9 protein-coding genes are annotated in these 13,749 nt (G+C 40.3%); 3 read left to right on the top strand and 6 right to left on the bottom strand.

Going from position 1 to position 13,749, the window contains the following annotated elements; translation table 11 throughout:
- Positions 1 to 73: 73 nt before the first annotated feature.
- The 5 genes from QZ738_RS20470 to QZ738_RS20450 form a co-directional block, all read right to left on the bottom strand.
- Entirely contained in the window at positions 74 to 466 is a 393-nt protein-coding gene (locus tag QZ738_RS20470) for a response regulator (RefSeq protein WP_293790165.1), read from the bottom strand.
- 106 nt (positions 467 to 572) lie between these two features.
- Positions 573 to 1,436, bottom strand: coding sequence for an N-acetylglucosamine kinase (locus QZ738_RS20465; RefSeq protein WP_293790163.1), 864 nt, complete (start codon positions 1,434 to 1,436; stop codon positions 573 to 575).
- 243 nt (positions 1,437 to 1,679) lie between these two features.
- Positions 1,680 to 2,990, bottom strand: a complete 1,311-nt coding sequence (locus tag QZ738_RS20460; protein WP_293790160.1) for a TolC family protein — start codon at positions 2,988 to 2,990, stop codon at positions 1,680 to 1,682.
- A gap of 1 nt (position 2,991) precedes the next feature.
- A complete protein-coding gene (locus QZ738_RS20455; protein ID WP_293790157.1) occupies positions 2,992 to 6,102 on the bottom strand; it encodes an efflux RND transporter permease subunit in 3,111 nt (1,036 codons plus the stop codon).
- 2 nt (positions 6,103 to 6,104) lie between these two features.
- Positions 6,105 to 7,196 (bottom strand): efflux RND transporter periplasmic adaptor subunit, encoded by a 1,092-nt coding sequence (locus QZ738_RS20450; RefSeq protein WP_293790154.1) that lies wholly within the window; start codon positions 7,194 to 7,196, stop codon positions 6,105 to 6,107.
- A 418-nt stretch (positions 7,197 to 7,614) separates the two neighbouring features.
- Here QZ738_RS20450 and QZ738_RS20445 point away from each other — a divergent pair, with 418 nt between their 5' ends.
- Entirely contained in the window at positions 7,615 to 9,393 is a 1,779-nt protein-coding gene (locus QZ738_RS20445; protein WP_293790151.1) for a peptidase M61, read from the top strand.
- A gap of 143 nt (positions 9,394 to 9,536) precedes the next feature.
- On the opposite strand, the gene QZ738_RS20440 is transcribed toward QZ738_RS20445, so the two are convergent.
- Positions 9,537 to 10,010 carry a hypothetical protein gene (locus tag QZ738_RS20440; RefSeq protein WP_293790149.1) on the bottom strand — a complete coding sequence of 158 codons (474 nt, stop codon included), beginning with the start codon at positions 10,008 to 10,010 and terminating at the stop codon, positions 9,537 to 9,539.
- Between the two features lie 262 nt (positions 10,011 to 10,272).
- Between QZ738_RS20440 and QZ738_RS20435 the strand changes: the two genes are divergently transcribed.
- Positions 10,273 to 12,048, top strand: a complete 1,776-nt coding sequence (locus QZ738_RS20435; protein WP_293790148.1) for a long-chain fatty acid--CoA ligase — start codon at positions 10,273 to 10,275, stop codon at positions 12,046 to 12,048.
- Complete coding sequence (ggt, locus tag QZ738_RS20430; RefSeq protein ID WP_293790145.1) at positions 12,020 to 13,741, top strand: gamma-glutamyltransferase; 1,722 nt, start codon at positions 12,020 to 12,022, stop codon at positions 13,739 to 13,741. Before QZ738_RS20435 ends, ggt begins: the two co-directional genes overlap by 29 nt.
- Positions 13,742 to 13,749 lie beyond the last annotated feature (8 nt).

Below are 13,749 nucleotides of genomic sequence, written 5' to 3'. Positions count from 1 at the left end.
GATGAGTTTTTCAAAACAAAGAAGCCAAGAAAACTATGGTTTCTTGGCTAAATATTTTAATAGGAGATTGAATTTAATTTAAAAGAAAGCTTGGTTTATCCTCTTCCAGTGAAAGGATTTTAGTAATCTTTTTAAGCAATACATCCATTTGGAACGGCTTCGACAGGAAATCATCCTGACCATAATTTAGGGTCGTAAAATCTTTTTGATCGTACAAGCCAGAAATAAGCAGAATAGGAATTTTGGAAGTACTTTCAATAGATTTTAACTGTTCACACAATACCCGACCATCGATATGCCCGAGAGAAATGTCAAGTAAGATTAAATCAGGATTAAACTTTTCGATTCTGTTAAAGATTTCCTCACCGTCATTTAGTGCCGAAACTTTAAAACCTCCAATTTCAAGGATTAATTGTATGGTTTCTAAAACCTCAATATCATCATCTACTACCAATATTCTCTTCATATGTGTGTGCAATTATATGCTGTTAAGGGTATAACAAAAGTTTGCGCGGATATGTTTACAATCTTAAGCATATTTTAACAAATTATAAGGTAAAGTATGTTTTGATTTAGCTGGCCTGCTGTACAATGCCTTCTTTGTGTAAAATGAAATTAAACAATTCATCTATGGGCTTTTGTAAAATTTTGCCGGGCTCGATGTTGTTTTCACGCAATACCGAAATAAGTGCATCCTGATAATAATAGGCGATGGAGCCTACAAAATGGCACGGTACGTTCTGGTGTTTGGGGTAGTCTTTAACGTTTGTATCTACAAATTCCTGAAAGCCTTTTCTTAATATTTCCTGGATAAAAGGGTGGTCTTTATGGCTGGCCATGAACCGGCTAAAGCTTGCCAGGTAGATGTTGGGAAAAGGTTTCTGATAAACATTGGTGATAATCTCCTCTTTTTCTGCAGGGAAGGATTTCTTAAATTCTGCTGCTAACGATGATGGCATTTTACCATACAGATAGCTTAAAAGCACTTTTTTACCAAAGAAAGTTCCGGAACCTTCATCGCCTAAAACATAGCCCAGGCCATGGTGGCCATCATGGATTTTTTTACCATCAAAGTAACAGATATTAGATCCCGTACCCAAAATGCAGTTTAAACCTTCAGTGTTTCCACAAGTAGCATATACAGAGCCTAAAAGATCGTGATCTACGGAAATAAAAGCATGGCCAAAAACAGCTGATAAACCATTTGAAACAACTTCATGTTTGTCTGGAGAGGAACAGCCAGCTCCAAAAAAGTAGATCTCTTTTACCTCATTGGCATATTGTAATAAGGGTTCATTTTTAGAAATCAACTTGGTGATTTCCTGTTCACTTAAGAAATAAGGATTTATTCCGGGGGTACTAAATTTAATGGTTTCGCCATTATGATAACCCATCCAATCGGTTTTTGATGAGCCACTATCTGCAACAAGTATCATGGCACTAAATATAAAAATTAATTACAGCATTTTATATTGAAATAATTTCGTTACCTCTTTTAAAGCTTATTGGTAGTGTTTTAATACGCGGCACCTATTTGAGCAGTGCTTTTCGCCAATTGCTTGTACAGTTCAACAATTAACCGGGGATTTATACGATTTTAATTTAAAAAATTAGCTTTTCCGGCAATAACAAATGGTTTACTCTATGCTTCATCTACCTGATAACTTACGGGCCATTGGTTAGTTAACTAAATCAATACTCCCGCTAATTGTTTTTAAAGTGTTTTCCGCTATTTTGGCCTGATATTGCATTTCGATGAAACGGTTCTGTGCATCAATGGCATTACGCTGTGCCTCTCTCAGTTCTAACGGAGCTATGCTGCCCAAACGGTATTTTGCCAAGGTGATATCTAGATTCTCCTTTGCAATATCTACATTTCGCTGCTCTAATTTAATCAGATCTAAATAGGTACTATAATTTTCGTAGGCAGTAAGTAGCTGCGCATTCACATCCAACTTGGTTTTGTTCAGATTAAGGATCGAATTATCAATCTCTATTTTGGCATTGCGCTCTTGCTGGCGCTGTAAAAAGCCATTAAATAAATTGATGCTCGCGGTAACGCCATAGGTAAATCCATTGGCCGCAAATTTTTGGTTAAAGCCTGTTGGGCTGGTACTGTTTGCCCTGCTGTAACCCGAGTTCAGGCTAACTGCGGGATAACGTGCCCCACGGATGGATTTTAAATTTAAGGAAGCAATGCGTTGATTGATAAAGGCATTCTGTACATCAGGGTTCTGCTTTTCGGCCATCTCGGACATCTTGCTAAACAAGATGCCTTTATCCACATCAATGCTGTCTGCAACAGAAAAAGTGGTTCCAATATCCCGCACCAGTAATTGGTTTAAACGAACCTTTGCGATCTGTAGCGCATTTTTAGTTTGCAGGTAATTTGACGTATCCGTATTGTAATCAACCTGTGCAGTTAATACATCCAGTTTAGAGCCACGCCCAAGCTGTAATTTTGTTTTGGCAATACTGGTACGCAATACCGAAACGTCCATGGCGCTATCAGCAGCCCTAACCAATTGTTGCTGTCTTACAATATCATAATAAGCAGTAATCACATCTGATACAGTGGTTAAAATGGTTAAGCGGGAATTTAATTCGCCTTGTTTTTGCAATTCCTTTAAACGATCATAATTAGCAAACATGCGAAAGCCATCAAAAACAGTCCAGTTTAATTCTGCACCATAACTGTTATTGGTACTCTTTGCCCCGGTAATTACCCGGTCCGGACCTGTTACAGGGCTTTGCCGGGTATTTTGGATACTTCCGCCATTGGTATAATTTCCGGTTACGCTAGGTAACATGCCCGCATTGCCAATATTGGCATTGTTTTTTGCGATATCGATTTGGTTTTTACTGATTTTGATGTCGTAATTATGGGCTAAAGCAATGGCAATGGCTTCTTTCAGGCTTAATTTTTCTTGTGCAAAACCCGAAAGCGATAAGCTTATCAGCAGGATAGATATTTTTAATTTCTTGCTCATCTTATTCTTCTGTATGTAAAGCTTCCTGTTCAAAACGACGGGCTTCTTTTAATTCTTGATTCGGTTGGTAAGGTTTGGCCCAATAGGAATAAATAGCTGGTATTACAAATAAAGTGAGTACCAGTGAGAACAAGGTTCCGCCTACAATTACGGTTCCCATACTCATTCTGCTTTTTGCCGCAGCACCCAGTGCAAGCGCAATAGGCAGCGCGCCAATGGCAATGGCCAAACTGGTCATTAATATCGGACGTAACCGCGAAACCGCAGCTTCCCTGATCGCCTCTGGAATGGGAATGCCTTTTTCCTTAAGCTGGTTGGCAAACTCAACAATTAAGATTCCGTTTTTGGTTACCAGGCCTATCAGCATAATGGTACCGATCTGGCTGAAGATATTCCAGCTTTGCCCGCATAACCAGAGTGACAAAAATGCACCTGCAACGGCCATTGGGACGGTTAAAATAATGATAACCGGATCTTTAAAGCTCTCGAACTGCGCTGAAAGAATTAAATAAACCAGGAGCAGGGCTAAACCGAACGCGAAAAAGGTGTTAGAAGAACTTTCCTTAAAATCGCGCGATTCTCCACTTAAGTCTGTAGAAAAAGTCTCGTCCAATACCTTTTTTGAAATGGCATCCATGGCGTCAATACCTTCGCCAATACTTTTGCCCGGTGCTAAACCCGCCGAAACGGTAGCGGCAATAAAGCGGTTGTTGCGGTATAATTGTGGCGGACTGCTTTCTTCTTTAGCGGTTACCAGGTTATCAAGCTGCACCAATTGCCCTTTATCGTTACGTACATAAACGGAACTTAAATCTAACGGATCTTTTCTGTCGCCACGGTCAAACTGACCAATTACCTGATATTGTTTTCCATTCATAAAAAAGTATGAGAACCTTTGTCCGCTTAAACCCAAATTCAGGGTTTGGGCAATAGCGGATATAGAAACACCTAAATTTTTGGCTTTATCCCGATCGATTGTCAGGTTAATTTCTGGCTTATTAAATTTCAGGTTTACATCCGAGACCGTAAATGTTGGATCTTTCGCAACAGCATCCATAAATAATGGAATTTTCTCGCGTAGTTTTTCAAAATTTTGAGCCTGGATGATGTAACTGATGGGTAATCCGCCACGGCGCCCCACAGAAATGGTGGGTTGCTGGTTCACAATGGTTTTACCCTCTGTGTATTTCTTAGTTATGCGGGTAAGCATATCGGCAATTTCTTTTTGCGAACGCTCACGGGTTTCCGGATCGGTTAATCCCATCCGCACAAAACCGGAGTTTACCGCACCTGAGCCGCCAAAACTTGGTGAAGTAATGGTAATGTTCACGTTTTTTTCCGGAACAGAATCAATCACCAGCTGATTTAGCTTCATGATAAACTTATCCGTGTAGGCAAATGAAGCACCCTCCGGGGTAGATACGTTGATGTTGATGGCACTTCTGTCATCATAAGGAGCGGTTTCTTTTGGTAATATCTTCCAGAAAAGAAAAATAAGGCCCATACAAACTAAGATAATCGGGACCGAAAGCCATCTTTTGGCCAAAAATTTATTCAGGTTAGATCCGTAAGCATCATTTAATTTTACAAAGTAAGGTTCGGTCCAGTTGTAAAATCGGGATGGTTTATGGCCACCCTTTTTCATCAGGTAGGCATTTAACATGGGTGTTAGGGTAAGTGATACAAAGGCTGATACCAATACTGCAGCACCAATTACGACACCGAACTCTCTAAATAAGCGACCAACGAAGCCCTGTAAAAAAATTACAGGTAAGAACACAGCTGCAAGGGTAATGGAAATCGAAATTACCGCGAAAAAGATTTCATTAGACCCTTTAATGGCTGCCTCAAAGGGCGACATCCCTTCTTCCACCTTTTTAAAGATATTTTCGGTAACCACAATACCATCATCCACCACCAAACCCGTAGCCAGTACAATGGCCAGTAAACTCAACACGTTTATGGAAAAGCCAAAGGCATACATGATAAAGAAGGTGAAAATCAAAGATACCGGGATATCGATCAATGGCCTGAAGGCGATGGCCCAATCCCTAAAAAAGAGGTAGATGATTAGAATTACCAATACCAGCGATAGGCCAATCGTTTCGGCCACCTCTGTTACAGAACGTTTAATGAAAAGGGTATTATCCAATGCCACTTTTAATTTAATATCCTGGGGAATATCGGCTTTTAATTTATCAAACCGTTTATAAAATTCTTTACTGATGTTGAGGTAATTAGCGCCCGGCTGGGGAATAATGGCGATGGCCACCATGGGTTTGCCTGATTCGCGCAGAATAGTCTCTTCGTTTTCCGGTCCTAAAACTGCAAAACCTACATCTTTGAGTTTAACTACCTGGTTACTATCAGCTTTTAAGATTAAGTTGTTAAACTGACTTTCGTTGGTAAGTTTTCCTAAGGTTTTAACGGTTAGTTCAGTAGTAGCCCCGGTAATTTTTCCGGATGGGAGTTCTACGTTTTCATTATCTAAGGCCGTAACGATATCCTGCGAGGTTAAACCGTAAGCACTGAGCTTATTTGGATCCATCCAGATGCGCATGGCATATTTCCTTTGCCCCTGGATTTGAACACTGCTAACCCCGGGGATGGTTTGAATCCGGTCTGCAATTACGTTTTCAGCAAAATCACTTAATTCAAGGGTGTTTCGTTTATCGCTCTGAATCGTCATCGATAAAATCGGATCGGAGTTCGCATCAGCTTTACTCACTACGGGTAAACCGTCGATATCCTTCGGTAAAGTTCTGGCCGCTTGCGATACTTTATCACGTACATCATTTGCGGCCTCTTCAATGTTTTTATCAAGGTTAAACTCTATGGTAATATTACTTGCCCCCTGGTTACTGGATGAGGAGATGTTTCTGATCCCGTCAATAGAATTGATCGATTTTTCTAAAGGTTCGGTAATTTGCGATTCGATAATATCAGCGTTGGCCCCCGGATAAGACGTTCTGACCGAAACTACGGTAGGATCAATAGACGGATACTCCCTGACGCCCAAAAAAGTATAACCTATAATCCCAAAAAGAACAATTAACAGGTTCATTACAATAGCCAGCACCGGCCGTTTAATACTCGTAGTAGAGATACTCATAATTATTCTTTAACCAAATGAACTTTAACCGGCGCATCTTTCTTTAAAGCCATTGATCCGGTGGTTAATACCGTGTCGCCAGCTTTTAATCCTGATGTAATCACAATGTTTTCATCCGTACGCGTACCTGCTTCTACTTTAACTTCCTGTGCCTTGCCATCTTTCTGGATATACACGATCTTACCTTTCAAAACCGGTACAACGGCCTCGTTAGGAATCAGGATAGCATTTTGAAGGGTGTTTAAGGCCAGTTTAATTTTAGCAAAGGAGCCTGGTAACAAGGCATTATCAGCATTTGGCGCCAATGCCCTGATTTGTAAGGTTCTCGTAGCGGCATTAATTCCCGGTTCTATCGCATAAACTTTTCCTTTGTTTTCTTTTGAAGAGCCATCGGTTGTAAATACGATTTCTGAATTCACTTTAATCTGTCCTGCATATTTCTCCGGAACAGAGAAAGTAACTTTAACCGGATTGGTACTCACCAGGTTGGCAATTACCATAGTGGGGGTTAAATAAGTACCGGTAGAAATGTTGCGTAAGCCTATACGCCCTGTAAAAGGTGCGCGGATTATGGTTTTGGCCAGTTGTGCCCTAACTAATTGTGCCTGTGCCTGCAATGATTTTAAATCGGCCAGGGCAGTATCATATTCTTCCTGACTGATTGCTCCTTTTGCCAGCAATTGTTTTGCCCGGTTCTCATTGGTGCCGGATAGTTTTTGTTTGGTAAGCGCATCCTGCAATTGCGCTTGTATGTCTCTATCGTTTACTTTTACCAGCACACTTCCTTTTGATACCATAGTGCCTTCCTGAAAATAAATTCCGGTAACCAGGCCTGATACTTCACTTTTAAGTACTACCGATTCGTTTGCATCAATAGCACCGGTTATTTCCAGGTCATTGTCAAAAGATACCGGTTTTACTATAATTCCATCCACTACCAACGGAGCTGATGTGCCGCCTTTACCATTGCCTTTGCCAGCTCCGGCAGATGCACCCCCTTTCCCCTCCAGTTTTTTATTTGCATTAATTCTGTAATATACCAGATAAGCCAGGCCTATAGCTAAAACAGCATAGATAATATACCTTTTCTTCATTGTTATGATTTGTGTAGTGCGTATTCCAACATTAAAATGAGGTTAATGTTTTAGCATTAGAGCGTAAAAATATTCAAATAGTTTAGTCCTAATTTTGTTGTATTAAGGATGTTACCATCTCAGTCCGAAGTCTGTAGTCGGAAAGTCCAGGATTTGAGTGCAAAATAATCGTTCATCCTAAATCGTTATCCTTCAGAAATCAGGCAATTAATGCCTGATGCCATGTGGTGCCGAAGCGCCCGGAGTTTTTCACAAATTGCCAAACACCAGACGCAAGTTGAACAAAAGCAACTATTTTACACTACATTTAGCTATTCTATATTAAAACCTCACCAATAAATTTAAATTTGCAGCAAAACAAGTGAATATGTTTAATAAAAAATCAATTTTAAGTTTAGTTTTACTACTAACATGTATTATGGCAGCGAAGGCGCAGGTAAAAATAGGCTTTGAGGTATCTTTTAAAGAACCGCAAGCGCATTATGCAGAGGTACAGATGAATATTTCTGGATTGACCAAAGATTATGTAGATGTAAAAATGCCTGTCTGGACTCCAGGTTCTTATTTAGTTCGCGAGTTTGAAAAAAGTGTGGAAGAATTTAACGCCACTGCAGCAGGTAAGGCTGTAAAAGTTGAAAAGGTAAGGAAGAATACCTGGAGAATTTTCTCGGCGAAGGCCGCTAAAATCCAGATTAACTACCGTGTTTATGCATTTGAAATTTCGGTGCGGACACCATTTATCGATGAATCTCATGCTTTCTTATCGCCAACAGGGATTTTTATGCACCCTGATGGCATGATCAAATCGCCGAGTACAGTAAAAATTATTCCTTTTAATACCTGGAGTAAGGTTTCTACCGGCTTAACACCTGTTGCAGGTGAGCAGTTTACCTACATGGCCAACGATTTTGATATTCTTTATGATAGCCCTATTGAAGTGGGCAATCAGGATACCTTTGAATTTACAGCAGCAGGTGTTCGCCATGAAGTGGCCATGTATGGTGGCGGTAATTACGATAAAGAGAAGCTAAAAGTTGATATGGCCAAAATTGTAGAGAAAGAAACTGCCGTTTATGGCGAAAACCCTAATAAATATTACCTTTTTATTGTTCATAATTTTTTAAGAGGAGGCGGTGGTCTGGAACACTTAAATTCCACTACTTTGGGTGCTACAAGAAATGCTTATAACACAGCCGAAGGTTATAAAGGCTTTCTAAGTTTGGTTGCACATGAGTATCATCATTTGTGGAATGTGAAACGTTTGCGCCCTATTGCATTAGGCCCATTCGATTACGATAACGAAAATTACACCACCAACCTCTGGGTGGCCGAAGGTTTTACCTCTTATTATGAAAATAAATATCTGCACCGCGCCGGTTTTACTGATGTGGACGAATTTCTGAAAGATTTAGCAGGTGGCGTAGGTACGGTTTTAAATACTCCGGGTGCCAAATACCAGTCGGCAGCTTCGTCTAGCTACGACGCCTGGATTATCGGCTACCGCCCAAATGAAAACTCAAAAAATAATTCCATCTCCTATTACAATAAGGGCGAAGTGATTGGTGTGCTAATGGATCTCGAAATTATTAATGCTACCAAAGGTGCCAAAAGCCTTGATGATGTAATGAAAGCCATGTACCTGCAATGTAAAACTTTAAAACGCGGTTATACCGATGCCGAGTTTAAAGCTATGGTGGAAAAAATATCCGGAATCAGTTTTACCAATTTCTGGGCAAAATATGTAAACGGGGTTGATGATGTAGAATATGAGAAGTATTTCGGATATGCAGGTGTAGATGTTTCTGCAGAGAATGCAACTCCTGGTAAACCGGTAACCGGTGCTACCGGACAATTGACCAATGATGGTTTGATGATTACTTCAACGACAAGAAATTCTGCAGCCTGGATTAGCGGATTAAATGTAAACGATGTAGTGCTTACCTTAGATGATACCACGCTAAGTGAGGCATTAGCAACCGTTAGGTTAAAAAGCCCGATGATTTCTTTAGAGGTAATCCCATTGGTAGCTAAAAAGAATATCGGTGATGTGCTGAAACTGAAGGTTAGACGTGATGGATTGGAGAAAGAAATTTCTCTTACCCTGAAAGAAAATCCAAATGTACGCTTAAAAGCAACTATTAACGAAAATGCCACACCTGCTCAAAAAGCAGTGCTGAAAAAATGGACGGGCGTTTAAGTCGGGAGTCTTAAGTCCTCAGTCTTGAGTCTATTGGTTCAGGCAAAAAAAATCCCGTAAGATGAATTTCTTACGGGATTTTTACGTTAAATGCTTTGCTATATAAACGCCTAACGCCATGCGCTTAGCGCAAAACGCTTTACTTAGAAAGTAAACCTAACACCTAAACCAATATCACCACCATAAAAATCAGTATCAGGAGTAATTCTTAAAGTCGGAATCCAATCTAAAGATAGGTTGATTGGAGCACCTTTAAATTTATAATCTAATCCAAGAACACCGTTTGCACCTAAGTAAACATCACCATCAAATCCCTTAACCTTTACAGAACCTATACTGGCACCGCCTCCATAATACCAGTTTAATCCTGGAGCTCCACCAATTGGGTTATAAACCTCATAAAGACCGGTTAATTGTACCCAGCTTACACCTCTATTACTTCTAAAGTTTCCTATTAACTCTAACATGGCATTTTTGTTAAGGCCTGTCTTGAACGAAACACCATTGTAGTTACCAAAACGGCCACCAAGTGCATTTTTGTAGCTTTGTGCTTTTAAAGATGTTGTCGCAAGAGCGAACATTGCTGTACAACATAGAATGGTAAATAATTTTTTCATAATTAATATTTATAATGTTTTTCTAATTGTTATCAGCCTAGCAACTTTAATGCCGTTTATATTTCTTTGGTAAAAATTTTCATCAGATAAAAAACAATGCTTGCATAGTAATTTTGTAATCACTAAGTTTATTAAAATATTTTTAAGGGAAATTAAATACCGGATTTTACTTAATTTAAGGTATTCTTTTCATTTAAAAAGCATAACAGGTGGCAATCTTTATGTTTGATTTTTTAACTTAACCAAATAATATATAATTCATATGGCGGCAGAAATTAAACGGGTTTTTGATCTTTTAAAATACAGCCTCAAAAATCCTAAGCAGGAATTTATCAGTGGAAAAGTCAACGGAAAATGGATAAATTATAGTACAGTAGATTTTTGTAACGCGGTAGATAGCCTAAGCCGTGGATTAATTAGACAAGGTATTGGTAAAGGCGGTAGAGTCGCCGTGATGTCGCACAACCGGCCTGAATGGAATATTGCCGATTTTGCTGCCAACCAGATCGGGGCTTACCAGATTCCCTTGTATCCAACATTAGCAGAGCACGATATCCAATTTATCTTAAAAGACGCAGAAGTAACCATCATTTTTGTAGCCGACGAAGAGTTGTATAAAAAAGTTAAGCCATGCGCCGATGCTATAAATCCGGCTATTAAAATTTATAGCTTTAATGAAATTACAGCAACCGAAAACTGGGATACCTTAATTGAACTCGGTAAAGCAAGCACCGATATTGATCTGGAAGAATATCGGTCGAAAGTAGCGCCTGAGGATGTTTTAACCTTAATTTATACCTCTGGAACAACAGGCACGCCTAAAGGCGTAATGTTAACGCACAATAATTTAGTCGCAAATTTTGTAAACTCCGCTGTAGTGATGCCCGAAGGTGTAAAAAAAAGTTTAAGTTTTTTGCCCTTATCGCACATTTTCGAGCGGATGATCATTTATCTGTACCTGTTTAATTATACGGGAATTTATTATGCCGAAAGTATGGAAACTATTGTAGCCGATATTCAGCATGTAAAACCTAACGCATTTTCCACAGTTCCAAGGCTGCTTGAAAAAGTGTACGATAAGATCATGGAGAAAGGGAAAGCACTAACCGGGGTTAAAAAAGGAATTTTCTTCTGGTCGGTAGCTTTGGCTGAGAAATATACTACCAATGCAGGTGCCTGGTACAACTTCAAACTGGGGATTGCCCGTAAACTGGTTTTCAAAAAATGGAAAGAGGCTTTGGGAGGAGAGATTGTGGTGATCGTATCTGGCGGAGCAGCGCTAAATCCACGATTGGCAAGAATTTTCTGGGCAGCTGGTATGCCTGTTTTTGAAGGCTACGGACTAACTGAAACTTCACCAGTAATTACGGTCAACCATTTTGGAGGAACCATGTTCGGTACCGTTGGGGAAGTAATTAAAGGTGTGGAAGTCAAAATTGCGCCTGATGGTGAAGTATTAACCCGCGGACATCAGGTGATGAAAGGTTATTATAACCGGCCAGATCTTACACAGGAAGCAGTAGATCAGGAAGGGTGGTTTCATACCGGAGATATCGGTGAATTGGTTGATGGCCGTTTTCTAAGAATCACCGACCGTAAAAAAGAAATGTTTAAAACAGCGGGCGGAAAATATGTTGCCCCGCAAATGTTGGAGAATAAATATAAAGAATCTATTTTTATTGAACAGATTATGGTGTTGGGCGAAAATAGAAAATTCCCTTCCGCCCTGATCGTACCAAATTTCGAAACCTTGAAAACCTGGGCGGGCAGAAAGGGCATTATTTTTAACTCAAACGAAGAGATCATTAAAAACGAGCAGGTACTCAGTAAGTATAATGAGGTTATCGAAGCTGCTAATGTGGGTTTTGGTAAATGGGAACAGGTAAAAAGATTTGCACTCTTGCCTAAAGAATGGAGTATAGATGGTGGTGAACTTACCCCAAAATTAAGTCTGAAAAGAAAAGTGATTACAGAAAAAAATAATGAAGTAATCGAAAAAATATATAAAGATGCGGAAAACTATAAAGCCCCTCAATAATTTTAAAAAATCGTTAATATACTTATGTGTTGTGCTGTTATTGGCTGGTTGTGTAACCGGGCAATTGGGTAAAAACAACAGTGGCGAATATAAAAACGGTATGGTGGTTTCGGCCCATCCGGAAGCATCGCAGGTAGGTATTGATATTTTAAAAAAAGGTGGGAATGCGGTTGATGCTGCCGTGGCGGTTCAGTTTGCGCTGGCTGTGGTTTATCCTAATGCAGGAAATATCGGTGGCGGCGGTTTTATGGTATACCGGGGTGCAAACGGCGAGATAAATGCCTTGGATTTTAGAGAAAAAGCAGCTTCGGCAGCCAGTAGAGATATGTACCTGGATACTGCTGGTCATCCAGTTGTTGATAAAAGCCTTTATGGCCATTTAGCTGTGGGTGTACCCGGATCAGTAGATGGTATGGTAGAGGCACATCAAAAATATGGAAAGCTTTCCTGGGCGCAGGTATTACAGCCTGCAATAGACCTGGCAAAGCTTGGTTTTAAAATTACCAAACGGCAGGCTGGCGAACTGAATGCTTTGCACCGGAAGTTTATGGCATTTAATCCAAACGGGACGGCTTTCGTTAATTTAGAAAGTACCTGGCAGGAAAATGATGTGTTGGTGCAAAAGGAACTGGCCAATACTTTAAAGCTTATTCAGGAGAAAGGCAGGTCGGGCTTTTACGAAGGAGCCGTGGCCGATTCGCTTGTGGCCGAAATGCAACGCGGGAAAGGGCTGATTACCAAAGAAGATTTAAAAAATTACCATGCCATCTGGCGCAAACCTATAACCGGTAAATACAGGGACTACAAAATTATTACCATGCCACCTCCTTCAAGCGGAGGTATTGCCCTCATCCAGTTGCTTCAATCTGTAGAGCCTTATCCCTTAAAAAAATGGGGACATAATACCGATTCAACTGTGCAGGTAATCGTCGAAGCTGAGAGAAGGGTGTATGCCGATCGCGCAACGCACCTGGGCGATCCTGATTTTTATAACGTTCCTCAACAACAATTATTAAATGCGGCCTACAATAAAAACCGGATGGCAAACTTTAACTGGGCAGCTGCAACCCCAAGCAGTGCGGTTTTAGCTGGCGAATTAAAAGGAGCAGAACACGAAGAAACCACACACTTCTCTATCGTAGATCGCGATGGAAATGCCGTTTCCATCACCACCACTTTAAATGGTTCTTATGGGTCGTTAGTGGCCGTAAAAGGAGCAGGTTTTTTATTGAACAATGAAATGGACGACTTTTCTGTTAAACCCGGAGCACCCAATATGTATGGCTTAGTTGGTGGAGAAGCCAATGCCATAGCACCTAATAAAAGAATGCTAAGCTCCATGACCCCAAGCATTGTAGAAAAAGATGGGAAATTATTTATGGTGGTAGGTACACCTGGTGGCTCAACCATCATTACCTCTGTATTCCAAACCATCATCAATGTGATCGATTTTGATATGTCTATGCAGTCGGCCGTTGCAGCTAAAAAGTTTCATCACCAATGGTTGCCAGATGAGGTATATGTAGAAAAAGATGCCATGGATAGTTTATCAACCGAGAAATTAAAAGCAAAAGGTTATAAAATCTTGCAACGAGGTCCAATTGGCAGGGTTGATGCTATTTTAAGAACAAAATGGGGCAATTATCAGGGTGGAGCCGACCCCAGAGGGGATGATAAAGCTGTTGGCTGGTAGGTATCTGG

Origin of the sequence: uncultured Pedobacter sp., from assembly GCF_913776295.1 — a bacterium.
Taxonomy (GTDB): Bacteria; Bacteroidota; Bacteroidia; order Sphingobacteriales; family Sphingobacteriaceae; genus Pedobacter.
The sequence above is the reverse complement of the archived record's forward strand: the minus strand, read 5'-3'. Positions and strand labels throughout refer to the sequence as shown.

Bases quoted from the DNA above. Each gene is read 5' to 3' on its own strand.
- QZ738_RS20470 (WP_293790165.1), bottom strand. From the start codon at position 466: ATGAAGAGAATATTGGTAGTAGATGATGATATTGAGGTTTTAGAAACC.
- QZ738_RS20465 (WP_293790163.1), bottom strand. From the start codon at position 1,436: ATGATACTTGTTGCAGATAGTGGCTCATCAAAAACCGATTGGATGGGT.
- QZ738_RS20460 (WP_293790160.1), bottom strand. From the start codon at position 2,990: ATGAGCAAGAAATTAAAAATATCTATCCTGCTGATAAGCTTATCGCTT.
- QZ738_RS20455 (WP_293790157.1), bottom strand. From the start codon at position 6,102: ATGAGTATCTCTACTACGAGTATTAAACGGCCGGTGCTGGCTATTGTA.
- QZ738_RS20450 (WP_293790154.1), bottom strand. From the start codon at position 7,196: ATGAAGAAAAGGTATATTATCTATGCTGTTTTAGCTATAGGCCTGGCT.
- QZ738_RS20445 (WP_293790151.1), top strand. From the start codon at position 7,615: ATGGCAGCGAAGGCGCAGGTAAAAATAGGCTTTGAGGTATCTTTTAAA.
- QZ738_RS20440 (WP_293790149.1), bottom strand. From the start codon at position 10,010: ATGAAAAAATTATTTACCATTCTATGTTGTACAGCAATGTTCGCTCTT.
- QZ738_RS20435 (WP_293790148.1), top strand. From the start codon at position 10,273: ATGGCGGCAGAAATTAAACGGGTTTTTGATCTTTTAAAATACAGCCTC.
- ggt (WP_293790145.1), top strand. From the start codon at position 12,020: ATGCGGAAAACTATAAAGCCCCTCAATAATTTTAAAAAATCGTTAATA.